Origin of the sequence: Rhodopseudomonas palustris (genome assembly GCF_034479375.1) — a bacterium.
Lineage (GTDB): Bacteria > Pseudomonadota > Alphaproteobacteria > Rhizobiales > Xanthobacteraceae > Rhodopseudomonas > Rhodopseudomonas palustris_M.
Genome location: NZ_CP140155.1, coordinates 3,018,529 through 3,041,915, shown reverse-complemented (window position 1 = coordinate 3,041,915; position 23,387 = coordinate 3,018,529). Strand labels below are relative to the sequence as shown.

At 65.4% G+C, this 23,387-nt stretch carries 23 protein-coding genes; 13 read left to right on the top strand and 10 right to left on the bottom strand.

The genetic code is table 11. The features are described 5' to 3' along the window. Positions 1 to 459: a phosphonate C-P lyase system protein PhnG gene (gene phnG, locus SR870_RS13720; protein WP_322514112.1), complete on the bottom strand. Its 459-nt coding sequence runs from the start codon at positions 457 to 459 to the stop codon at positions 1 to 3. A 125-nt stretch (positions 460 to 584) separates the two neighbouring features. Between phnG and phnF the strand changes: the two genes are divergently transcribed. Then, positions 585 to 1,313, top strand: coding sequence for a phosphonate metabolism transcriptional regulator PhnF (gene phnF / locus SR870_RS13715; protein ID WP_322514111.1), 729 nt, complete (start codon positions 585 to 587; stop codon positions 1,311 to 1,313). 145 nt (positions 1,314 to 1,458) lie between these two features. Here the strand turns inward: phnF and phnE (SR870_RS13710) are convergent, their stop codons facing one another. The 4 genes from phnE (SR870_RS13710) to phnC all read right to left on the bottom strand — a co-directional run bounded on the left by phnE (SR870_RS13710) (position 1,459) and on the right by phnC (position 5,099). After that, positions 1,459 to 2,325 (bottom strand): phosphonate ABC transporter, permease protein PhnE, encoded by an 867-nt coding sequence (phnE, locus tag SR870_RS13710; protein WP_322514110.1) that lies wholly within the window; start codon positions 2,323 to 2,325, stop codon positions 1,459 to 1,461. Beyond that, the gene (phnE, locus tag SR870_RS13705) at positions 2,322 to 3,203 is read right to left on the bottom strand and encodes a phosphonate ABC transporter, permease protein PhnE (RefSeq protein ID WP_322514109.1); all 882 of its coding nucleotides are present in this window, start codon (positions 3,201 to 3,203) and stop codon (positions 2,322 to 2,324) included. The genes phnE (SR870_RS13710) and phnE (SR870_RS13705) overlap by 4 nt, the downstream gene beginning before the upstream one ends. 62 nt (positions 3,204 to 3,265) lie before the next feature. Next, a complete protein-coding gene (gene phnD, locus SR870_RS13700; protein WP_322514108.1) occupies positions 3,266 to 4,174 on the bottom strand; it encodes a phosphonate ABC transporter substrate-binding protein in 909 nt (302 codons plus the stop codon). 103 nt (positions 4,175 to 4,277) lie between these two features. Next, positions 4,278 to 5,099 (bottom strand): phosphonate ABC transporter ATP-binding protein, encoded by an 822-nt coding sequence (phnC, locus tag SR870_RS13695; protein WP_322514107.1) that lies wholly within the window; start codon positions 5,097 to 5,099, stop codon positions 4,278 to 4,280. 173 nt (positions 5,100 to 5,272) lie between these two features. On the opposite strand from phnC, the gene SR870_RS13690 reads away from it, so the two are divergent. From SR870_RS13690 to SR870_RS13680, 3 genes are read left to right on the top strand one after another with little or no spacing between them, the layout of a single operon-like run. Further along, entirely contained in the window at positions 5,273 to 5,938 is a 666-nt protein-coding gene (locus tag SR870_RS13690; RefSeq protein WP_322514106.1) for a chloramphenicol acetyltransferase, read from the top strand. Continuing rightward, entirely contained in the window at positions 5,935 to 7,128 is a 1,194-nt protein-coding gene (locus SR870_RS13685; protein ID WP_322514105.1) for an alpha-D-ribose 1-methylphosphonate 5-triphosphate diphosphatase, read from the top strand. Before SR870_RS13690 ends, SR870_RS13685 begins: the two co-directional genes overlap by 4 nt. Positions 7,129 to 7,149: 21 nt before the next feature. After that, positions 7,150 to 7,854, top strand: a complete 705-nt coding sequence (locus tag SR870_RS13680) for a DUF1045 domain-containing protein (RefSeq protein WP_322514104.1) — start codon at positions 7,150 to 7,152, stop codon at positions 7,852 to 7,854. A gap of 19 nt (positions 7,855 to 7,873) precedes the next feature. Here the strand turns inward: SR870_RS13680 and SR870_RS13675 are convergent, their stop codons facing one another. After that, entirely contained in the window at positions 7,874 to 9,430 is a 1,557-nt protein-coding gene (locus SR870_RS13675) for a long-chain fatty acid--CoA ligase (protein WP_322514103.1), read from the bottom strand. A gap of 16 nt (positions 9,431 to 9,446) precedes the next feature. Further along, a complete protein-coding gene (locus SR870_RS13670) occupies positions 9,447 to 10,160 on the bottom strand; it encodes a TetR/AcrR family transcriptional regulator (RefSeq protein WP_322514102.1) in 714 nt (237 codons plus the stop codon). Positions 10,161 to 10,257: 97 nt separating this feature from the next. Here SR870_RS13670 and SR870_RS13665 point away from each other — a divergent pair, with 97 nt between their 5' ends. From SR870_RS13665 to SR870_RS13640, 6 genes are all read left to right on the top strand, one after another. Continuing rightward, a complete protein-coding gene (locus tag SR870_RS13665) occupies positions 10,258 to 11,442 on the top strand; it encodes a lipid-transfer protein (protein ID WP_322514101.1) in 1,185 nt (394 codons plus the stop codon). Between the two features lie 10 nt (positions 11,443 to 11,452). Next, complete coding sequence (locus tag SR870_RS13660) at positions 11,453 to 11,908, top strand: MaoC family dehydratase N-terminal domain-containing protein (RefSeq protein ID WP_322514100.1); 456 nt, start codon at positions 11,453 to 11,455, stop codon at positions 11,906 to 11,908. Then, positions 11,905 to 12,318, top strand: coding sequence for a MaoC family dehydratase (locus SR870_RS13655; RefSeq protein ID WP_322514099.1), 414 nt, complete (start codon positions 11,905 to 11,907; stop codon positions 12,316 to 12,318). The genes SR870_RS13660 and SR870_RS13655 overlap by 4 nt, the downstream gene beginning before the upstream one ends. A gap of 141 nt (positions 12,319 to 12,459) precedes the next feature. Then, positions 12,460 to 13,287, top strand: coding sequence for an SDR family NAD(P)-dependent oxidoreductase (locus tag SR870_RS13650; RefSeq protein ID WP_322514098.1), 828 nt, complete (start codon positions 12,460 to 12,462; stop codon positions 13,285 to 13,287). Positions 13,288 to 13,296: 9 nt separating this feature from the next. Beyond that, on the top strand, positions 13,297 to 14,442 hold the full coding sequence (locus tag SR870_RS13645; RefSeq protein WP_322514097.1) for an acyl-CoA dehydrogenase family protein: 1,146 nt from the start codon (positions 13,297 to 13,299) through the stop codon (positions 14,440 to 14,442). 45 nt (positions 14,443 to 14,487) lie between these two features. After that, a complete protein-coding gene (locus tag SR870_RS13640; RefSeq protein ID WP_322514096.1) occupies positions 14,488 to 15,264 on the top strand; it encodes an enoyl-CoA hydratase-related protein in 777 nt (258 codons plus the stop codon). A gap of 6 nt (positions 15,265 to 15,270) precedes the next feature. Here SR870_RS13640 and SR870_RS13635 read toward each other — a convergent pair whose 3' ends face one another. After that, positions 15,271 to 16,797, bottom strand: a complete 1,527-nt coding sequence (locus SR870_RS13635) for a long-chain fatty acid--CoA ligase (protein ID WP_322514095.1) — start codon at positions 16,795 to 16,797, stop codon at positions 15,271 to 15,273. Between the two features lie 392 nt (positions 16,798 to 17,189). On the opposite strand from SR870_RS13635, the gene SR870_RS13630 reads away from it, so the two are divergent. Both SR870_RS13630 and SR870_RS13625 read left to right on the top strand, forming a co-directional pair. Next, positions 17,190 to 17,606, top strand: coding sequence for a hypothetical protein (locus SR870_RS13630; RefSeq protein ID WP_322514094.1), 417 nt, complete (start codon positions 17,190 to 17,192; stop codon positions 17,604 to 17,606). Positions 17,607 to 18,068: 462 nt separating this feature from the next. Beyond that, complete coding sequence (locus SR870_RS13625; RefSeq protein ID WP_322514093.1) at positions 18,069 to 18,812, top strand: Crp/Fnr family transcriptional regulator; 744 nt, start codon at positions 18,069 to 18,071, stop codon at positions 18,810 to 18,812. 28 nt (positions 18,813 to 18,840) lie between these two features. Here the strand turns inward: SR870_RS13625 and SR870_RS13620 are convergent, their stop codons facing one another. Beyond that, complete coding sequence (locus SR870_RS13620; protein WP_322514092.1) at positions 18,841 to 20,052, bottom strand: GTP-binding protein; 1,212 nt, start codon at positions 20,050 to 20,052, stop codon at positions 18,841 to 18,843. Positions 20,053 to 20,371: 319 nt separating this feature from the next. Between SR870_RS13620 and ilvD the strand changes: the two genes are divergently transcribed. Further along, a complete protein-coding gene (ilvD, locus tag SR870_RS13615; protein ID WP_322514091.1) occupies positions 20,372 to 22,231 on the top strand; it encodes a dihydroxy-acid dehydratase in 1,860 nt (619 codons plus the stop codon). A gap of 133 nt (positions 22,232 to 22,364) precedes the next feature. Here ilvD and SR870_RS13610 read toward each other — a convergent pair whose 3' ends face one another. Next, the gene (locus SR870_RS13610; RefSeq protein ID WP_322514090.1) at positions 22,365 to 23,168 is read right to left on the bottom strand and encodes a gamma-glutamyl-gamma-aminobutyrate hydrolase family protein; all 804 of its coding nucleotides are present in this window, start codon (positions 23,166 to 23,168) and stop codon (positions 22,365 to 22,367) included. Positions 23,169 to 23,387: the final 219 nt, after the last annotated feature.

Sequence of the window (23,387 nt, the reverse complement as noted above, 5' to 3'; positions counted from 1 at the left end):
TCAGCCCTCGCCCCGCACCAGCGTGTAGAAATCGACCTTGGTCGCGGCGGTCTGTTCGGCCTGGCGATGCCGCGCCGCGGCCTGCTCAGCCCGTAGCGGCGCCAGCACCTTGGTCTCGATCGTCGCGGCGAAGTCGCGGCGCTGGATCAGCGCATCACACAGCGCGATCAGCCGCGCCTTGTCGCGGTCGCGGCCGAGCGTGTAGCCGAAGCCGCATTCGCCGCTGTCGAGCCGCACCGCCGCCCGCGTCACCGTGGCCTCGCCGAGATTGAACGCCGCGCCGTCGCCGCCGACCCGGCCGCGGACCATCACAAGGCCGTTCTCCGGCTCGCGCAGCGTCTCGTTCGCAGGCAGTTCCAACCCCGACAGCCGCGCCGCAATCTGCTCCGCCTCGGCATGAACCAGCACGGCCATCGCCGCCTGCCGGGTCTGGGGACCGGCTTCGAAGGATGTCGTCATCTTGACTCTAGCCCGCATCAAGTTGTCTGTGATAATAGACAACTTGATAAAGACGCGCCATGACTTTTTGATGACGACGTGACGAAATCGCGCGGCTGTGACGACGATCGAACGGATGTGGATAGATGACGACTCTAGAACCGGATTCGGGCGTCGCATTGTGGCGCAAGGTGGCCGACTCGATCGAGCGCAAGATCGCCGACGGCGGCTACGCGGCAGGTGAGAAGCTGCCCGGCGAGGTCGAGATCGCGCAGGCGCATCGGGTCAACCGCCACACCGTGCGGCGGGCGCTGGCGGCGCTCGCGGAGCGCGGGCTGGTGCGGGCGGAGCGCGGCAGCGGCACCTATGTCGAGACCTCGCGGATCGCCTATCCGTTGCGCTCGCGCACGCGATTTTCCGAAATCGTCGGCGCGGGCGGCCGCGAACCGCGCGGTCGGTTGCTGGCGGCGAGCCGCGAGGAGGCGACGCACGAACTCGCCCGCCAGCTCGACCTTGCGCCGGGCGCCCCGCTGATCCGCATCGAGGGGGTGCGGCTCGCCGACCGCGCGCCGATCTGCGTCGGGACCACGTGGTGTTCGGCCGACCGTTTCCCCGACGCCGGCGAATTGTATCGGCGGTTCGGCTCGATGACCAAGGTGCTGGCGCAATACGGCATCGGCGACTATCGCCGCGCCTCGACCCGGATCACCGCGGCAATCGCCGACGCTGGCGATGCGGCGCGGCTCGATCTCGGGATCGGTCGTCCGGTGCTGATCGTCGAGGCGCTGGACGTCGACGGCGAAGGTCGCCCGCTGCTTGCGATCCGCACCCGCTTCGCCGCGGAGCGCGTCGAGTTCGTGGTGGAGACGGAGTAGTAGGTTCCACTTTCATGCTGCCGTCATCGCCCGCGAAAGCGGGCGAACCAGTAATCCAGAGCGTCGGCGCATCATTTGCGACGCCGCGGAATACTGGATCCTCCTTCGCGGAGGATGACGATTGCGGATAGCTCCGCCCTTGCCGTCACGCGACCGCGCGGCGGCCGATGATCGCGAAGCGCAGCTTACCGGACAGCCAGTCGATCGCCGCCACCGCGATCATGATCAGCACGATCAGGAACGACACTTTCTGCCATTCCAGCACGCGAATCTGCTCGGCGAGCTGCAGGCCGATGCCGCCGGCGCCGACGATGCCGATGATGGTGGCCGAACGCGTGTTGGATTCGAAGTAATACAGCACCTGGCTCGCGAGGATCGGGATCACCTGCGGCAGCAGGCCGAAGCGGATGCTGTGGACGTGCGATCCGCCGGTCGCCTTGACGCCTTCGATCGATCGTTTGTCCGCCGCTTCGAAGGCTTCGGAGAACAATTTGCCGAATGTGCCGAAATCGCTGCACATCACCGCGAGAATGCCGGCGAACGGGCCGAGGCCGACGACGCCGACCCAGATCAGGGCCCAGATCAGCGTGTCGACGCCGCGCACCGCGTCGAGCCCGCGGCGGGTGACGAGCTGCAGCACGCGGCTGCCGACCACGTTGCGCGCGGCCAGGAACGACACCGGAAACGCCAGCAGCGCGCCGCCCAACGTGCCGAGGAAGGCGATCGCAATGGTCTCGCCCATTGCGTTCAGATAGATCTTCGCCTGTGCCCAGGATCCGGGATCCGGCGGCAACATCATGGCGGTGAACTTGATCAGGCGGATCGAGCCGCTGATCAGCCGGTCGAACGGAATCTCGAGCCTGATCAGCCCGAAGACGAACAGCGCCACGACGACGACGAGACCGCCGATCAGTCGGCCGCGCCGCCACCAGTCGATCCCGAACTGCTCCGGAAAGCGGCGGACGATGTCGGTCTGATCGTCGAAGCTCAGCGCCCTGCGCGTATCGGTCATCGGCTTTCCCGCCCGATCAGGCGATGACGGACCGCCTCGGTGCAATAGTCGATCGTCATCACCGTGACGATGATCAGCATCAGAATGGCGCTGACGTCGGTGTAGTAGAATTTGCGCACCGCCTCGATCAGGTCCTGCCCGATGCCGCCGGCGCCGACGAAGCCCATCACGGCAGCGCCGCGGACGTTGATCTCGAAGCGCAGCAACGCGTAGCTGACGAAATTCGACAGCACCTGCGGCACCACCGCAAAGCGCACCATTTCCATCCAGTTGCCGCCCGAGGCGACGACTCCGTCGATCGGCTCGTCGTCGATATTCTCGACGACTTCAGCGAACAATTTGCCGAGCGCCCCGGTGGTGTGGATCGCGATCGCCAGCACGCCCGGCAGCGGCCCGAGTCCGAAGGCCAGCACGAACACCAGCGCGAAGACGAGCTCCGGAACGGTGCGGCAGACCTCCAGAAATCGACGGGTCACGAACACCGTGGTGCGCGAGCGGACCAGATTGGCCGAGGCGAGGAAGCACAGCACGAAGCCGGCGATGGCGCCGATCAATGTGCCGACATAGGCGATCAGCAGCGTGTCGAGCAGCAGCCCGGTCCAGCGGTTCAGCCCCCACAGCCAGTCTGCGAGGTCGGTCCACAGTGTGCCGAACGAGAGTGTCGGCATGATCGAGATGAAATAGGACGGGAAGCGCCAGAAATTCTCAGCCAGTTTCAGCAGGTCGACTTCGCCCATCCACGCCGAGGCTGCGATCATCACGACGAGGACGGCCGCCCCCACCGCGGCGCGCCTGCGCTTGGCGGACACCGCTGCCTCATAGTGATCGATGAGGTGACGCAACTGAGCGTCGGGCAGTTCCGAAACAACCGCTGGCATCCACTATCCTGGCAAAAAGAGGGCGGCCGTGAAGGCCGCCCGTTTCAGTCGATCGTGTCGGCTCAGGATTTGCTCTTGCGCAGGGTGTCGACGAATTTCGTCAGATCGATGACCGGCTGATACGCCTTGTGATCGACCGCCTCATAAGGCTTGCCCTTGCCTTCGTAGATCTTGTTGAAGGTTTCCGGATCGTCGGTCGCCAGATCGAGGACGGCCTTGCGGATCGCCGCCTTCAGGTCCGCCGGCAGGTCGGTGAGATAGGCCATCGGCGAATTCACAATCTGGTCGGACTTCAGGATGACGCGGAAATCGGCCGCCTTGGCCATACCCTTGCGGTCCATCCGCAGCAGGTTGGATTCGGCTTCGGTGTTCCACCAGTTGAATGCGGCGTCGCAGGTGCCCTGCGCGACGCCGATCACGGCGTTCTCATGGCTGCCGGCGTAGATCACCTTGCCGAAGAACTTGTCCGGATCGATCGACAGCTTGTTCATCTCGAAGCGAGGGACGTTGTTGCCCGAGGTCGAATTCGGATCGACGAGGCAAAGGTTCTTGCCCTTCAGTTCCTGGATGCTCTTGTAGGGCGACTCCGCCTTCACGTAGAGGACCGAGTAGTACCCTTTGCTGCCGTCATTGTTCACTTCGATGGCGAAAGGCTCGACCTTGGCGCCGATCAGATAGGCGCGGGCATAGGATGCCGGACCGTACATCGCGATCTGGATGTTCCCGGAGCGCTGGCCTTCGATCACGGCGGCGTAGTCGTTGGCGATCCGCAGCGTCACTTTGGTGCCGAGCTTCTTCGACAGATATTCGGTCAACGGCGTCCAACGGGTGGTGGTGCCCGAGGCGTTCTCGTCCGGAACCTTGCCGAAGACGAGTTCGGGATATTTCGATTTCCAATCCTGAGCCGGGGCGGCCGAGGCGGTGAACGCCAGGGCGAGGGCGCCTGCAAGAACGGTACTGAACTTGATCATGGTGTGACGTGCCTTTCGGATGGGACGTGAACCGCACCCCCCGACCGGTCGTTCGAACGAGGGCGACGCGATGTCGAGGTGGCGGCAGCGGGCCGCCTGCTCATCAGCTGGCGACGGCCTGGGCGTAGGCGGGCAGGGCGGGCACGGTGGGAACGACCGGCGCTTGATGGTCTGCACCCATGACGTCGTTGGCTTCGAGATCGTAGAGCTCCCGTGCCACCCTGTCGGTGAGCTCGACCGGCGCGCCATCGAACACCACGCGACCGGACGCCATCCCGATCAGCCGATCGCAGTAGCTGCGCGCCAGATCGAGCGAATGCAGGTTGCAGATCACGGTGATGCCGAAGTGCTTGTTGATGCGCAGCAGCGCGTCCATCACGATCTTGGTGTTGCGGGGATCGAGCGACGCGATCGGCTCGTCGGACAGCACGATGTCCGGCTGCTGCACCAGCGCCCGGGCGATCGCGACCCGTTGCTGTTGGCCTCCGGACAATTGGTCGGCGCGCTGGGCCGCATAGGACGCCATGTCGAATTGGTCGAGCGCCGACATCGCCAGCGCCCGGTCCTTCTCCGGCCAGGCCTGCGCCAGCGAGCGCCAGGCGGGGATATGCGCCAAACGGCCCATCAGCACGTTGGTCAGCACGTCGAGCCGGCCGACGAGATTGAACTGCTGAAAGATCATGGCGGACCGCGCCCGCCACTGACGGAGTTCGCGGCCCTGCAGTGCGGTGACGTCGACGCCCTCGAACAGGATGCGGCCTTCGGAGGGTTCGGCGAGACGGTTCAGCATCCGCAACAAGGTCGATTTACCGGCGCCGGATCGGCCGATCACGCCGATGAAGCTGCCGCGCTCGATGGCGAAGGAAGCGTTGTCCACGGCGGCATGGTTGCCGAACCGGCAGGTGAGACCTTCAACTACCAGCATGCGCTGCTCCTGGAGCTTGATGAGCGTATCGGTAGCGCTGCTACTTTGCAGGCGTGTGACAGCGGGGCAGCTTTGCCGTCATGCACAGCATGCGCGTGTCATCCCGACGTCACGACGTCGTCACCAAGTCCGCCGAAGAACCTCAGCCTCGACAAACCGGATGCGGGGACTCAATGGTCGCAAAAACGCTCTCGGTCGAACCGACGGTCGATCCCTCGGCCCGGCTTCACGACGTGAAGCTCGGCGCCTATTGCGAGGTCGGCGCGCGTACGATCCTGCACGAAGTGGCGATGGACGATTATTCTTATGTCGTCAACGACTCGCAGATCACCTATTCGACCATCGGCAAATTCTGCTCGATCGCGGCGATGACCCGGATCAATCCCGGCAATCATCCGATGCATCGCGCGACGCAAGCACATTTCACCTATCGCGCCAGCACGTATTTCGAGGGTGAGAGCGACGATGCCGAGTTTTTTGCCTGGCGCCGGGCCCACCACGTCCATATCGGCCACGACGTCTGGATCGGCCATGGCGCGATCGTGCTGCCCGGCCGCAACATCGGAACCGGCGCGGTGGTCGCAGCCGGCGCGATCGTCACCCGCGACGTGCCGGCCTATACGATCGTCGCCGGCAATCCGGCGCGTCCGATCAAGCGGCGCTTTCCGGAATTCGTCGCCAATCGGCTGGCGGATCTGGCCTGGTGGGATTGGGAGCACGAGGCGTTGCGCCTGGCGCTGCCGGACTTTCGCAAGCTGCCGGTGGAGGAATTCCTCGACAAATACGAAGCCTCCGCGAAGATGCAGCGGGGAACGCGCCGCAAGAAAGTGACGACATGACCGACATCCTGATCGAAGGCGGCCGCACGCTGCTCGGCGACGAACTGACCGAAACCTCGCTCGAGGTCGTCGGCGGGACGATCGCCGCGGCCGGATCGGCCTCGCGCCCGGCCGCGATCCGGATCGATGCCGGCGGCCTTTTGGTGCTGCCCGGCATCGTCGATCTGCATGGCGACGCGTTCGAGCGGCAGATGATGCCGCGGCCGGGCGTCGATTTCCCGATCGACGTCGCGCTGGCGGACAGCGATCGGCAGGCGATCGCCAACGGCATCACCACGATGTTCCACGCCGTGACCTGGTCGTGGGAGCCGGGGCTGCGCAGCGCGGCCAATGCCCGGCGGATGCTCGACGCGATCGACGTCACCCGGCCTAGGCTCGCCGTCGATACCCGCATTCATCTGCGCCACGAGGCGTTCAATCTCGAGGCCGTCGACGAGATCGCCCAATGGATCGGCGATGGCCGGGTCGATCTGTTCGCCTTCAACGACCACATGGATTCGACGATCGCGGATCTGTCGCGCCCGCATCGGCGTGCCCGCATGGTCGAGCGCACCGGCCTGTCGGGCGAGGAATTCGACCGGCTGGTCGAGCGCGTCGCGTCGCGGACCGCCGAGGTGCCGGACGCGATCGCGCGGCTCGCGGCCTGCGCCCGTGAGGCCGGGTTGCCGATGTTGTCGCATGACGACGACACGCCGGCGATGCGCCAGGGCTTCCGCTCGCTCGGAGTCCGGATCGCCGAATTCCCGACCACCGAAGACACTGCGCGGGATGCCGCCGCGGCGGGAGACTTCATCGTGTTCGGCGCGCCGAACGTGGTGCGCGGCGGCAGCCACACCGGCTGGACCAAGGCGGCCGACATGATCGCCAAGGGGCTGTGCTCTGTGCTGGCATCGGATTACTACTATCCGGCGCCGCTGCTGGCGGCGTTCAGGCTGGTGCATGACGGCATATTGCCGCTGCCGCAGGCGTGGCGGCTGGTGTCGGAATCGCCGGCCCGCGCGGCGGGATTGACCGATCGCGGCGTGCTCGCAGCCGGCAAGCGCGCCGACATTCTGATCGTGGACGACCGGATCGCCCTGCGACCGCGGTTGGTCGCAGCGATCGCGGGCGGGCGCCTCGTCCATCTCGACGAGCCGGAGCGCTTCGTGATGTCGCACAAGGCCGGGCACGAGAGGGTTGTCGCAACCTGAGACGAGGCTATCCTGTCCGCGATGACGCAAGTTCCCCGCTACGCCATTTACTATCTGCCGCCGCCCGGCAGTGCGCTCGACCGGTTCGGGTCGACGCTGCTCGGCTATGATGTTTTCACCGGCGCAGAGCCACTGTTCCCGGAGGCGATGACGCGCGCCGTGCCGGACTGGGCCGCGGTCACCAGCGATCCGCGCAAATACGGCTTTCACGCCACGCTGAAGGCGCCGATTGCCTTGGCGTCGGGCCAGAGTGAGGCCGAGTTGCTGTGGGCCTGCGCCACCTTTGCGGAGACGCCGCGGGCGATCCCGACGATCACGCCGATGGTTCGATCGATCGGCAGCTTCATCGCATTGGTGCCTTCGGAGCCATCGGACGACCTTGCGCAGCTCGCGGCCGACTGCGTGCGCAGCTTCGATTCGTTCCGTGCGCCGCTGACGCCGGAGGATCGTGCGCGCAGGAAGCCGGCGCTGCTCTCGCTCCGGCAGGTGCAATATCTCGATCATTGGGGCTACCCCTATGTGATCGAGGAGTTTCGATTCCACATGACGTTGACCGGATCGGTGGACCTCGCCCGGCACGACGAACTGCTCGGCCTGCTGCGCGCGCAGTTCGATGCGCTGCGACTGGAGACGCTCGCGATCGACCGCATTGCGTTGTGCCGGCAGGACAGCCCAACCGAGCGGTTCCGCAGCATCGGCCAGTTTCAACTCCGGCCGATGCTGTGATGGCGTTGCGGCGTGAACGTCAGCTCACGCGACGCTCGCGGTTCTCCCAATAGGGCTGGCGCAATTCGCGCTTGAGAATCTTGCCGGCCCCGGACAGCGGCAGCGGCGTTTCGGTGATCTCGACGCTGCGCGGGCATTTGTAGCCGGCGATCAGCGCCTTGCAGTGCGCGATCAACTCGTCCGCGGTGACGGCGGCGCCGGCCTTGGTGACGACCACGGCGTGGACCTGCTCGCCCCAGGCCTCGTGCGGAATCCCGATCACCGCGCATTGCGCCACCGCCGGATGCTGCGCCACCGCGTTCTCGACCTCGACCGAGTAGACGTTTTCGCCGCCGGAGATGATCATGTCCTTGACGCGGTCGACGACGAAGACGAAGCCGTGCTCGTCCATGTAGCCGCCGTCGCCGGTGTGCATCCAGCCGCCCGCCAGCGCCCGCGCGGTCTCCTCCGGACGCTCCCAATAGCCCATCATCACGTTGTCGCCGCGCACGCAAATCTCGCCGACGGTGCCGGCAGGCACCGGCTGGTCGTCGGCGTCGACGATGCGGACCTCGCAGCCGAGCGTGGCGCGGCCGGCGGCGCGCTGCCGGCCCTTGGCCTTGCCGTCGCCGATATGCTCCTTCCAGTGCAGCAGCGTCGCGATCGGCGACAGCTCTGTCATGCCGTAGGCCTGGGTGAACTGCACGTGGGGCAGCGCCGCGCTGGCGCGCGCCAGCACCGCCTCGCTGATCGGGGAGGCGCCGTAGATGATGTTCTTCAGCGACGACAGGTCGTAATTCTTCAGCGCCGAATGATCGACGAACATCTGGATCATGGTCGGCACCAGCAGCACATCGGTGACGCGGTCGTTCTGCATCGCCGCCATCACGCCTTCCGGCGTGAACGACGGCACCATCACGTTGGCGCCGCCGGACAGCAGCAGCGAATACATCGCCGCGCCGTTGGCGAGGTGGAACATCGGCGCTGCGTGAAGATAGACGGACGTTCCCGGAAACAGCCCTTCGCCGAGCGCATTGAGCGCGTTGGCCATCAGATTGCCGTGGCTCAGCATCACGCCCTTGGAGCGGCCGGTGGTGCCGCCCGTATAGAAGATGCCGGCGAGGTCGTCGGCCTCGCGCATCGCGTCCGGGATAGGCGCGTTGGTCGCGATGACGTCCTCGTAGCTCTGCATGCCCGCGGGCACGTCGCCGTCATCGGCATAGACCATTGCCAGCCCGGGGATCGCTTGCGCCAGCGTCGTGCCTGTGGCCGCAAAGGCTTTGTCCACCACCAGCACCGCCGCGCGGCAATCGCGTAGCGCGTCTTCGTTCTCAAGCGCGCTCCAGCGGATGTTGAGCGGCACGATCACGCCGCCGCACCAGCCGGCGGCGAGATAAAGTTCGAGATAGCGGTCGGAATTCATCGACAGCACGGCGACGCGCTCGCCCTCGCCGACGCCGAGCGCACGCAGGCCGGCGGCGAGGCGGGCGACGCGATCGCCGACTTCGCGCCAATTCCGGCGGCGTCCATTGAATACGGTGGCGAGGCCGTCGGCGTTGATCTGCAGCGCGCGCCGCAGGCCATGAGTGATATTCATTGCAGTCCTCCTTGGGTTATTTCTTCTTTCGTGACGTCGGCGCCTTGTCGGCGCTCTTGCTTTTCGTCGCGGACCGCCTCGTTGCGGGCGCCTTGCGACCGGATGTGGCGGCGAGCCCTTCGGTGAGACGCTCCGCGAATTCGTCCGCGATCGCGTCCGGCGCCAGCGGCCCGCCGCGCTGATACCAATGGCCGATCCAGTTCAGCGAACCGGCGATCGCGAAGGCGGCGAGCTTCGGGTCGCACGGTTTGATCGAGCCGTCGGCGATGCCGTCCGCGATGTAGCGCCGGAACGTCCGGTCGATGCTGCGCTTGGCGTCGCGCACCGTCTTGGCATTGTGGGGTTTCAGATCCCGCGGATCGAACCGCACCAGGCTGGCGCCGAAATCGGTCGCCATGGTCCCGGCATAGGCGCGCACCAGTGCCCGCAGCTTGCCGAGGCCGTTCTGGCCGCTGCGATCGATCACGGCGATGAACTCGTCGACCTGCTCCTGCCCCAGCGCCCAGCACTCGAACAGGATCTCGTCCTTGCTGCGGAAGTAGTTGTACAGCGCCGGCTTGGTGATGTTCAGCCGCTCGGCCACCTCGTTCAGCGTGGCGCGGTGATAGCCTTGCTCGAGAAACAGTTGCACCGCCGTCCGCAGCACCGCCTCGCGCTTCTCGTCGCGGGCGCGGCGGCGGCTCTCGAACGGCATCCAGGGCGATTGGTCGTTGGCGGGGCGTCCGTCCATCATCATTTCCGCGAGGGCCGTCGATTGACTTGGCCGAGTGGTCGGTATATTACTCATGGGTAATAAAAAGTCCAATGGGTAAGTTAGGGAGAGAACAATGGCGTCACCCGTCTACGTCGCCGGTGTCGGCATGATTCCGTTTATGAAGCCGGGCGCCAGTGAGCCCTATCACTTGATGGGAGCCGAGGCGGCGCGGCGCGCGCTGAGCGACGCCGGCATCGGTTACGACGCCATTCAGCAGGCCTTCGTCGGCTACGTCTACGGCGATTCCACATGCGGCCAGCGCGCGCTGTATCAGGTCGGTATGACCGGCGTGCCGATCGTCAACGTCAACAATAATTGCTCCACGGGCTCCACCGCGCTGTTTCTCGCGCGGCAGGCGATCGCTTCCGGCGCGGCCGATTGTGTGCTGGCGCTCGGCTTCGAGCAGATGAAGCCCGGTGCGCTTGGGTCGGTGTTCGTCGATCGTCCCAGCGCGTTCGAAGATTTCGATGCCGCCGCCGATCGTCTGATCGACGCGCCCGGCATTCCGCTGGCGCTGCGCTATTTCGGCGGCGCCGGCCTCAGCCACATGCAGAAACACGGCACGCCGCTGTCGTCCTTCGCCAAGGTGCGCGCCAAGGCCAGCCGTCACGCCGCGAACAATCCGCTGGCGCTGTTCCGTAAAGAACTCACCGCCGACGACGTGCTGAACGACCAGGTGATTTGGCCGGGCGTGATGACGCGGCTGATGGCGTGCCCGCCGACCTGCGGTGGCGCCGCGGCGGTGCTGGTCTCGGAAAAATTCGCGTTGAAAAATGGACTGCGCAAAGACGTCAAGATCGTCGCGCAGGCGATGACTACGGATACGCCGTCGACGTTCGATGCCGGCGATATGATGCGCGTGGTCGGCTACGACATGGCCCGCGACGCCGCCCGCAAGGTCTACGAGGCGGCCTCGGTCGGTCCTGAGGATATCGATGTCGTCGAGCTGCACGATTGCTTCGCACATAACGAGCTGATCACCTACGAGGCGCTCGGCCTGTGTCCGGAAGGCGGCGCCGAGAAATTCATCGACGACGGCGACAACACCTATGGCGGCAAGTTCGTCACCAATCCGTCCGGCGGTCTGCTGTCGAAGGGGCACCCGCTCGGAGCGACGGGTCTCGCGCAGTGCTACGAACTCACGCGGCAACTCCGCGGCACCGCGGAGGCGACCCAGGTCGAGGGCGCGAAGCGCGCCTTGCAGCACAATCTCGGCCTCGGCGGCGCCTGTGTGGTGACGCTGTACGAACGCGCCTGAGGTCGTTCCGATGGTTGATCAATCTGCGGTCGGTCACCGGTTCACGCCGGTCACCGCTCATGTCGAGCCGGGACGTTTGCGTTATTTTCTCGATACGCTCGGCGACGGCAATCCGGTCTATCGCGACGCCGCGGCGGCGAAGGCCGACGGCTACGCCGGGGTTCCGGTGCCGCCGACCTATCTGTTCTGCCTCGAGATGCTCGACAACCAGAAGCCGTTCGAGTTTCTCACGGCGCTCGATATTGATCTCGGCCGCGTCCTGCACGGCGAGCAGAGTTTCGTCTATCACGCCCCGGTGGTGGTCGGCGACACGCTGACCTTCAGCCCACGCGTCGTCAGTGTGGTCGACAAGAAGGGCGGCGCGATGACGCTGATCGTCGTCGAAACCGCGGTCACCAATCAGGATGGCGTGCACGTCGCCGACACGGCGCGGACCATCGTCGTGCGCAACGGATCACCCTCATGACCCACACCAACAACTCGCCCGCGGTCGGCGACCGCGTCGTCCACAAGCAGTTTCTGCCGATCAGCCGGCATCGGCTGGCGCTGTATTGCGGCGCCTCCGGCGACCACAACCCGATCCATGTCGATATCGACTTCGCCAAGGCATCGGGATTCCCAGACGTGTTCAGCCACGGCATGTTGGTGATGGGCTATCTCGGCCAGGCGCTCAGCGATGCGTTTCCGCCTGATCGAATTCGAGCCTTCTCGACGCGCTTTGCGGCGATCACCCAGGTCGGCGCCGAATTGACCTGCGAGGGCACGGTCGCCGAGCTGTTCGAGGTCGGGGGCGAGCGTCGCGCCAGGCTGGCGCTCACCACCAAGGACCAGCACGGCGAGACCAAGCTCGCCGGCGAAGCCGTGGTCGCTCTCTGAATTTATTGCCGTCATGGCCGGGCTCGTCCCGGCCATCCACGTCTTGAGCGGTGAGGCTCAGAAGGCGTGGATGCCCGGGACGAGCCCGGGCATGACGAGCACTAACATACCCTGTCAAACAGGAAGTTGAAGGAAACACGGATGTCCAAACTGCAAGGCAAGGTGGCGCTGGTCACCGGATCGGGCCGCGGCATCGGCCGCGCCATCGCGCTGAAGCTCGCCAGCGAAGGCGCGCGCGTGGTCGTCAACGATCTCGACGATGCGCCGGGCGATGCGGTCGCCGCCGAAATCAAGGCGGCCGGCGGCGAGGCGATCGCGATCAACGGCAGCGTGTCCGAGCCGGGCTTTGCCGATCGCTTCGTCGGCGCCGCGGTCGAGCAGTTCGGCGGCCTCGACATCATCGTCAACAACGCCGGCTATACCTGGGACTCGACGATCCAGAAAATGACCGACGAGCAGTTCCAGGCGATGCTCGACGTGCATCTGGTGGCGCCGTTCCGCATCCTGCGCGCGGCCGCCGAACCGATCCGCATCTTCGCCAAGAAGGAGGCCGAGGCCGGCCGCGAGGTGTTCCGCAAGGTCGTCAACATCTCATCGATCGCCGGGCTCTACGGCAATGCCGGGCAGGCGAGCTATTCGTCCGCCAAGGCGTCGCTGGTCGGGCTGACGCGGACGTTGTGCAAGGAATGGGGCCGTTACAAGGTCAACGTCAATTGCGTGGCGTTCGGGCTGATCAACACCCGTCTGACCCAGCCGATCGAGGCGCAGCAGAAAACCATCGACGTCGCCGGTCGCGACATCAAGGTCGGGGTCCAGCCGCAGATGCTCGATGCCATGGCGCGGATGATCCCGCTCGGCCGCGGCGGCACGCCGGAAGAGGCGGCCGACGCGGTCTATCTGTTCTGCAGCCCGGAATCGAACTACATCAGTGGTCAGGTCGTCGTCTGCGGCGGCGGTCTCATCATTTAGCGAGGACACATGCAGTACCGATCGCCCTGGATGACCGAGGAACTGGACGCGTTTCGCGACCAGTTCCGCAAGTTTCTCGCCAAGGATCTCGCGCCGCACGCCGAACAATGGCGCAAACAGAAGATGGTGGATCGCTCCGCCTGGCTGAAGCTGGGCGAGATGGGCGCGCTGGTGCCGAGCGTGCCGGAGGCCTATGGCGGCCTCGGCGGCACTTTCGCCTACGACGCGGCGATCTACGAGGACATGGAATCGATCGTTCCGGACGCATTGTCCGGCGTCACCGTGTCGAGCGGCATCGTCGCGCACTACATCCTGAACTACGGCTCCGAGGAGCAGAAGCAGCGCTGGCTGCCGGCGATGGCGCGCGGTGAGCTGATCGGCGGCATCGCGATGACCGAGCCCGGCACCGGCTCCGACCTGCAGAGCGTGCGCACCACGGCGAAGCTCGAGGGCGATACTTACGTCATCAACGGCCAGAAGACCTTCATCACCAACGGCCAGAATGCCGATCTGATCATCGTCGTCGCCCGCACCGGCGGCCCGGGCGCCAAGGGGCTGTCGCTGATCGCGATGGAGACGAAAGACAATCCCGGCTTCAAGCGCGGCCGCAACCTCGACAAAATCGGCCTGCACGCCTCCGACACGTCCGAATTGTTCTTCGAGAACGCCATTGCGCCGAAGGAGAATGTGCTCGGCGGCGAGGAGGGCAAAGGCTTCGTTCAGTTGATGCAGCAATTGCCGCAGGAGCGGCTGATCATCGCGGTCGGTGCGGTGGCGGCGATGGAGCGCGCGGTCAAGCTGACCACCGACTACACCCGCGAGCGCAAGGCGTTCGGGCAGCCGATCCTCGAATTTCAGAACACCGCGTTCAAGCTAGCCGAGCGCAAGACCGAGGCGTTCATCGCCCGTGTGTTCGTCGATTTCTGCATCGAGCGGCTGATCGCAGGCGATCTCGACGCGGTGACGGCGTCGATGGCGAAGTGGTGGACCACGCAGAAGCAGGTCGAGACCGTCGACGAGTGTCTGCAGCTGCATGGCGGCTACGGCTACATGCAGGAATATCCGATCGGGCGGATGTTCGTGGATGCGCGGATTCAGAAGATCTACGGCGGCACGAACGAAGTGATGAAGCTGTTGATCGCGCGGTCGCTGTAGCGTCGGCGGCTCACACAGGCAAGGCAGTAGGCGAGGGGGACGATCATGGCGTGGGTATTGTCGGAGCAGCGCGGCGCGGTCGCCGTGCTGACGCTGAATAATCCCGAGCAGTACAACGCGATGCGTCGCGGCCTGCTCGGTGAACTGCACGCTGCGCTGAGTGCAGCGCTGGCCGATGCTTCGGTGCGCGCGATCGTGCTCACCGGAGCGGGCAGAGGCTTCTGCGCCGGCGCGCAGCTCGGCGGCGAGACGTTCGACGCGGGTGCCAACGTCGCGCCGTGGATGCGTGCCGAACTCAGTCCGTTGCTCGAGGCGATGCGCAACGCCGACAAGCCGATCGTCGTCGCCGTCAATGGCCCGGCGGCCGGCGCTGGTGTCGGTCTGGCGCTCGCCGGTGACATCGTGCTCGCGGCGCGGTCGGCGAAGTTCGTGCTCAGCTTCGTCAAGCTCGGCGCCGCGCTCGATGCGGGCACCTCGCTGTTCCTGCAGCGCTCGATCGGCGTGGCGCGGGCGCGGGCGCTGGCGCTGCTCGGCCGGCCGCTCGGCGCCGAGCAGGCCGCGGAGTGGGGTCTGATCTATCAGGTCGTCGAGGATTCCGAATTGATGACCGAGGCGATGGCGATCGCGCAGCAGCTCGCCAGCGGGCCGCCGATCAGCATCGGCCTGATCAAGCAGCAGGTCGAAAGGGCCTGGAGTGCGTCGCTCGCCGAAACGCTCGACGACGAGGCCGAGCGTCAGGGGCGAGCCTTCGTCACCTCCGATCTGCGCGAAGGCGCCGCCGCCTTCGTCGAAAAGCGCGCGGCGCGTTTCACCGGGCGATAGGCGCTCTCAAGCGTCCGCCGTCTCGCGCGAGAGAAATCGCTCGCGCAGCGTCGGCTTGTGCACCTTGCCGGTGGCGTTGCGTGGCAAAGCCTCGACGAAGATCACCCGCTGCGGACATTTGAAGCGCGCCAGCCGCTCGCGGCAATGGGTGTGCAACTTGCTCTCGGACAAGTCCCGCCCGCTCTTGACGGCGACGATGGCGACGCCGGTCTCGCCCCATTGCGGATCGGGCGCGCCGATCACGGCGGCCTCGGCGATCTCGGGCAGTTGATACAGCACGTCCTCGACTTCGGCCGGATAGACGTTCTCGCCGCCGGAGATGTACATGTCCTTGGTGCGGTCGACGATGTAGTAGAAGCCTTCGTCGTCGACGCGCGCGGCGTCGCCGGTGTGCAGCCAGCCATCGGTGAATGAGGTGCGGTTGGCTTCCGGCCGGTTCCAGTAGCCGGGCGTGATGTTCGGGCCCTTCACCCAGAGCTCGCCCATCTCGCCGGGCTGAACCGGTTCGCCGTCGGGGCCGACGATTTTCAGGTCCGCGTGCAGCACCGGCTTGCCGGCGGAGCCCGCCTTGCGCGCCGCGTCGTCGGAATCCAGGATCAGCACGGCAGGGCTGGTTTCGGTCATGCCGTAGCCCTGCACCAGAACGCAGCCGCGGTCCTGCCAGATCCTGAGCAGCGGCACCGGCATCGGCGCGCCGCCGACGCCGGCAAGCTGCAGGCGCGACAAATCGGTGTCGGCGAACGCAGGGTGTTGGCACATGAACTGATAGATCGACGGCACGCCGAAGAAATGCGTCAGCCCGATGCTCGCGTCGCCGATGATCTTCAGCGTCTCGCCGGGATCGAAGGCGCGCATCAGGATCACCGTGCCGCCGGCATGCAGCACCGGGTTGGTGTAGCAATTCAGCCCGCCGGTGTGGAACAGCGGCATCACGCAGAGAAATACGGTGCGCTGCGAGATGAAGGCCGGGATGCCGAGATTGACCGCGTTGATGAAGGTCATGCCATGCGTGATCATGGCGCCCTTCGGTTTGCCGGTCGTCCCCGAAGTGTACATGATGGTGGAGACGTCATCGAGCGTCACCGCTTCGGCCCGGTCGAGGCGCGGGGAGGCGGCGAGCGCGGCCTCATAGGGTTCGCCGAACTGCAGCAGATGGGCGATTGCGCATTGGCTTTGAAGCTCGCCGGCCATCGCGGCGAAATCAGTGTCGTGCGCCAGCACACGCGGCGCGGCGTCGCCGACGATGAAGGCGAGTTCGTGCACCGTCAGCCGCACATTCAGCGGCACGAAGATCGCACCGAGCCGGAAGCAGGCGAATTGCACCTCCAGCGTGTCGGTGGTGTTGGCGGCCAGCACCGCAACGCGGTCGCCACGGCCGACGCCGAGTGTCGCGAGATGCGCAGCCAGGCGATCGACCCGCTCGTCGAGCACGCGATAGGTCAATGTGCGCTGCGTGGTGAGGTCGATCAACGCAATTCGGTCGGGACGAGCTTCGGCGTGATGGGTGATCCAGTCGAAATAAGCAAAGCTCATCTTGTCCTCTCCCCGGGGCATCCGCCGGCTCTTCTGGCTGGCTGTTGTGAAGTGAAGTCGCGCCCCGGAGATAAGTCAATCTGGCATCGATTTGTGCAATGCAGCGCGCCGCATCGCTATTTTGGCGGGACGCAATTCCATCGGCGGCTCGGCGCAAGCCGCCCGGTCGTGGGCGGAAGTGACGACGAGCCGACGCGCACGCACAGGTTCCCGTTCGATGCTTCGATCCGTTGCGCGCCGTTGATGGTAAATGCGTAAGCTCGCTGCGACGGATGACTAAGCATCGTATTGTGGATAAATACGTAGTCGCTGGTGTTTGTATTGAAGAGGCGGATAGATTCGGCTCCTGAGTCGGAGTGTTGGTTGTGTCGGTGCATGTGGCGATCCTGAAGGTGCTGTCGAGCTATCCCGACGGCATTGCTGCACCTGATGCCTTGAATGCGGATTTGGCGATCCTGTCCGGCAGTCAGGATTGGACGCTGCGCATGCGGAAGCTCGCAGCTCGGCTGCCGGCGATCGATATCTTCAGTCAGAAACTGGTCGTTCGTGATTCGCGAGGCTGGCAGCTCACCGCCGCCGGTCGTGCCGTCCTCGATCTGCTGGAGGATCGCCGCGACCTCGATCATTGCGATGCAGGCGCCGCCGCACCGACCACGCCGAACCAGGCCGGGATCGACGAGATCGAGCCCGACGGAGTCGCGCAGCCGAAGCCACAGTTGACGCTGATCCAGGGTGGAAAGACCCGGCCACGCGATGATCGGATTCCGCCGGGGAGCGTCGCCGTGAAGGGCGCAGCGTCGCGGCCCTGAGCCGGCAAGCGCAAAACACCCGAGGCTGACTGGGTCAGGTCGGCGGTCTCACTCCTTGTCGATCGACAGTTTGGCGCCCAGTCGGTCGATCGCGGACGGCTCCGCGGGCGCGTTGCGGAATTCGCGGATGGCGTGCGCCAGTTCCTGATCCGACATCGGCTTTATCGGTCGTTGCAGGCGTCCTTTCGCGAGGGCATCTGCGATCAAATCGAGATGCTCGCTCGGACCGTCGAAGCACCGCCGAATGCGCGCCAGAAATTCCCTATAGGGCAATGTTCGTCCCCCCGAGTTGCGCCCGCAAGCGGCGCTGCGAGGTTCTTCCGAAATCAATTGAAGGCGGTGCGGCCGACATTTCGTCGGAAGGGCCGTCGACTCGGTGAAACCCGCTTACGGTCTGGGAGTTTAGTCGTGTCGGGAAAGCTTCGAAGTATCATTTGATGCGAAAATGCCGGAGGAGGTCTTGTGGAGAGAATCCATCGTATCCTGATCGACAAGCTGAAGGAGCATTCGCGGATCGGCCACGATGATATGATTGCAGTTCAGTCGCTCAGCTTCACGGTCCGCGAACTCAGCCGGAACGAGGACTTCATTCGCCAGGGCGACACGCCGAAGGTGTCGGCGCTCGTGGTCGAAGGCCTGGTCGGCCGCTATCATCTGCTGCCGAGCGGACGGCGGCAATATCTGTCGTTTCACATGGCGGGAGACATGCCGGATTCGCAGGCGCTGTTTCTCGACCGGATGGATCATGCCCTGTGCGCCATCGGCACTGCAATGGTCGCGTCGATTCCCCACAAGCAACTGACGCGCACCTTCGAGCAGCGGCCGCAGGTCGGTTTTGCCGTCTGGCGGGAAACACTGATCGACGCCGCCATTTTCCGCGAGGCGATCACCAACAACAGCGCCCGCGACATGACCGCGCGGATGGCGCATCTGTTCTGCGAGCTGTTCTACCGCGCCGAGGCGTCGCGCCTCACCCGAGACGGCATCATGAGTCTGCCGATCGGCCTGGCGCAGCTCGGCGAAACGCTGGGCATGGCGATTGCGACCGTCAACCGCACGCTGGCCGAGCTGCGCGCCGCGCGGACCGTCGAATTCCGCGGCGGCGAACTCGAGATGCTGGACTGGCCGCGGCTCGCCGAGATCGGCCAGTTCGATCCGAGCTATCTCCATCTCAGGAAGGCGCCCGCCGTCGCATTCGCCGAATGATCGCGCGGCAGCGCGCCGCGATGTGCGGCTATGACGCCTGCGGGGGCGCCCAATTCGGGAAAGGGTCTGGCAGCGCCCGCCAGGCCTCCGGGGTGAATTCTGTCGGGTCTCCGACCAGACAGGCGTCGAGCTGCCGGCGCAGAGCGGCTTCGTCCATCTCGCCGGTGCCGATGAACACGATTTCCTGCCGACGATCGCCCCACACCGGATCGAAATAGGGCCGCATCGCGTCGCGCCACGATTGATGGTCTGGCCATCGCGATTCCGGCACCGCCGACCACCACAGGCCGCGCTTCGAGGTCCGGACCATCGCGCCGGCCTGCGCCAGTTCGCCCACATGATGCGGCCTGGTGGCCAGCCAGAAGAAGCCCTTGGCGCGGATCACGCCCGGCCAGACGCTGTTGCAGAATCCCTGGAAACGCGCGGGGTGAAACGGTCGCCTTGCGCGATACACGAACGAACTGATGCCGTATTCGACGGTTTCCGGCACGTGATCCTTGAAGCCGTTCAGTTCCTTGAACCACAGCGGATGCTGATGCGCCCTGTCGAAATCGAACAGCCCGGTGTGCAGCACCGATTGCAGCGGGACGTCGCCGAAATCCGTCTCGATGATCAGCGCATCGGAATTCAACGAGCGGACGATCGCCCGCGCGGCCTCGCGGCGGGCGGGGGAGGTCGCCGAGACCTTGTTCAGCACGATCACGTCGGCGAACTCGATCTGGTCGACCAGCAGGTCCACAAGCGTCCGATCGTCTTCCTCGCCGGTCACCTGGCCGCGGTCGCGCAAGAATTCCTGGCTCGAATAATTCGCGAGCAGGCTCGCGGCGTCGACCACCGTCACCATGGTGTCGAGCCGGGCAATGTCGGACAGGCTGTCGCCCTCTTCGTCGCGGAACTCGAAGGTGGTGGCGATCGGCATCGGCTCGGCGATCCCGGTGGACTCGATCACCAGGGCGTCGAATCGGCCGCTTTCGGCGAGCTTGCGCACCTCGATCAGCAGATCTTCCCGCAGCGTGCAGCAGATGCAGCCATTGGTCATCTCGACCAGCGATTCTTCAGATCGCGTCAGCCCGCCGTCCTGCCGCACCAACTCGGCGTCGATGTTCACCTCGCTCATGTCGTTGACGATGACGGCGATGCGCCGGCCTTCGCGATTGGTCAGCATGCGATTGAGCAAAGTGGTCTTTCCGGCGCCGAGGAAGCCGGACAGCACCGTAACCGGAAGCAGGGATTGAGCCATGGCGAAGCACCTGATGGGGATAAGCGATTATGTAATGTTATAACATTACAAATCATCCGATCAAGCATGAAGGGTAGGCATCGGCCGTCGGCGGCATTGCCCCCTTCGGTCAGGTTTTGCTTAGCCGGACCGCTTCCGCTGCACTGCGAACACGCGCGCTTGCATGCGGCAACCCGCCAGCAACCATTGAGGGACTGGCAGTTCTCAAGTAAGGCTCATAGCTGACGACGATGTAACGGTCTGTCGCGTCGGGCGCTGAATGCGGTTTTCGGCAATGCGCGCCCGTCGATGGCGACGGACATTTCTCACGGATACAGTCATGCCTGCATATCGATCCCGAACGACCACTCACGGCCGCAACATGGCCGGCGCGCGCGGCCTGTGGCGCGCCACCGGCATGAAGGATTCCGATTTCGGCAAGCCGATCATCGCGGTCGTCAACTCGTTCACGCAGTTCGTGCCGGGGCACGTGCATCTGAAGGATCTCGGCCAGCTCGTCGCCCGCGAGATCGAGGCGGCCGGAGGCGTCGCCAAGGAGTTCAACACGATTGCGGTCGATGACGGCATCGCGATGGGCCATGACGGCATGCTGTACAGCCTGCCGTCGCGCGAACTGATCGCCGACAGCGTCGAATACATGGTCAACGCGCATTGCGCCGACGCGATGGTCTGCATCTCCAACTGCGACAAGATCACCCCCGGCATGCTGATGGCCGCGATGCGGCTCAACATCCCCGCGGTGTTCGTCTCCGGCGGGCCGATGGAAGCCGGCAAGGTCGTTCTGAAAGGCAAGACCCACGCCGTCGACCTGATCGACGCCATGGTCGCCGCCGCCGACAGCAGCATGAGCGACGAAGACGTGCAGACGATGGAACGCTCGGCGTGCCCGACCTGCGGCTCGTGTTCGGGCATGTTCACCGCCAATTCGATGAACTGCCTCGCCGAGGCGTTGGGTCTCGCGCTGCCCGGTAACGGCTCTGTGCTCGCCACCCATGCCGATCGCAGGCGGCTGTTCGTCGAGGCCGGTCACACCATCGTCGATCTGGCGCGGCGTTACTACGAGGGCGACGATGCCTCGGTGCTGCCGCGCAACGTCGCGAGCTTCGAGGCGTTCGAGAACGCGATGACGCTCGACATCGCGATGGGCGGCTCGACCAACACCGTGCTGCATCTGCTCGCCGCGGCGCGCGAGGCCGAACTCGACTTCTCGATGAAGGACATCGACCGGCTGTCGCGCAAGGTGCCGTGCCTGAGCAAGATCGCGCCTTCGGTGTCCGACGTTCACATGGAGGACGTGCATCGCGCCGGCGGCATCATGGCGATCCTCGGCGAACTCGATCGCGCCGGGCTGATCCACAATTCCTGCCCGACCGTGCATGCCGAGACGCTCGGCGCCGCGCTGGCGCGCTGGGACATCCGGCAGAGCAACAGCGAAGCGGTCCGCACGTTCTATCGGGCCGCGCCGGGCGGCGTGCCGACCCAGGTCGCGTTCAGCCAGGATCGGCGCTACGACGAGCTCGACCTCGACCGGCAGAACGGCGTGATCCGCGACGCCGAGCATGCGTTCAGCAAGGATGGCGGTCTCGCCGTGCTGTACGGCAACATCGCGCTCGACGGCTGCATCGTGAAGACCGCCGGCGTCGACGCCTCGATCCTGACGTTCTCGGGGCCGGCGAAAGTGTTCGAAAGCCAGGACGATGCGGTGTCGGCCATCCTCGGCAACAAGATCGTCGCCGGCGACGTCATCGTGATCCGCTACGAAGGGCCGCGTGGCGGGCCGGGCATGCAGGAGATGCTGTATCCGACCAGCTATCTGAAGTCGAAGGGCCTCGGCAAAGCCTGCGCGCTGATCACCGACGGCCGGTTCTCCGGCGGCACCTCGGGCCTGTCGATCGGTCACGTCTCGCCCGAGGCTGCGGAAGGCGGGCTGATCGGACTGGTGCGCAACGGCGACCGGATTTCGATCGACATTCCCAATCGCGGCATCACGCTTGATGTTCCCGCCGACGAGCTGGCGCGGCGCGGCGAAGAGGAAGAGGCGAAGGGCGACAAGGCGTGGCAGCCGAAGGACCGCAAGCGCAAGGTCTCGGCCGCGCTGCAGGCCTATGCCATGCTGACCACCAGCGCCGCCAACGGCGCGGTGCGCGACGTCAACCGCAGGCTCGGTAAGGGCAAGTAGTACGAGCTGGACCGGCGCCGCGGCGTCCGGCCCGTCGACGACGATGCAGGACGAGCGCCGCGATGGCGCTCGTTTCGTTTTGAGCCGCAAGTGGCACTGATGGCGTCGCGCCGGTCGTCCCGGGGAGTGATCGCTACCCGGATTTCCGCAGACCTGTCGGCTGGCGGCGGCTGATCTGATACGCCCGCAGGGCTTCGCCGAAGGCGAGGAAGATCTCGCGGTTGATCGGGTTGTGCTGCGGATCGTATTCCGCGTGCCATTGCACGCCGAGCGCGAAGCCCGGCGCCCCGTCGATGCAGATCGCCTCGATCGTGCCGTCCTCGGCTATCCCTTCGATCACGATGCGTCCGCCGGGCTCCAGGATGCCCTGGCCGTGCAGCGAATTGACACGGATCAGGTCGCGCCCGAGCAGCTTCGCGAACACGCCCTCCGGCTTGAGCTGGACGTCGTGACGATCGGCGAACACCACGGTGGCGTCGGGATGGATTTCCCCGGTCTCCAGCCGCGGCATGCGATGGTTGATGCGGCCGGGCAATTCGCGGATTTCCGGATGCAGCGAGCCGCCGAAGGCGACGTTCATCTCCTGCAGGCCGCGGCAGATGCCGAGCAGCGGAATGCCACGATCGACGCAGGTGCGCACCAGATTCAGCGCCAGCGCGTCGCGGGCTTCGTCATAAGGTTCGTGGCGCGGATGCGGTTCGGCGTTGAAATGCGTCGGATGCACGTTGGCGCGGCCGCCGGTGAGCAGGATGCCGTCGACGATCTCGAGCAGTTCCTCGATCTCGGTGATCTCGGAGCAGCCGGCGAACATCAGCGGCAGCGCATTGGCGACCTCGGACACCGCGCGCAGGTTGCGTTCACCGACGTGCTGGACGGCAAACCGATTGTCGACGAGATGGGCGTTGCCGATCACGCCGACCACCGCTCTGCGCGCCATTCGATTCCTCCTTGACATCCTCCCGGACCATACATCCAAAAGGACAAAAATCGAGTGCGAGTATCATCCCGATTTGACTGACAGCTCTGCGCTGGCGCAAGCTCGGACTTCTCGAACAAGCAGCCGAATGCCATGAATACAGTCTTGCAGCGAGGGCTTTCTCCACTCTGCGGCGCACCTCGCTTTGCGGGGCGTCCCGCGCGATGATCAGTGCTGGCG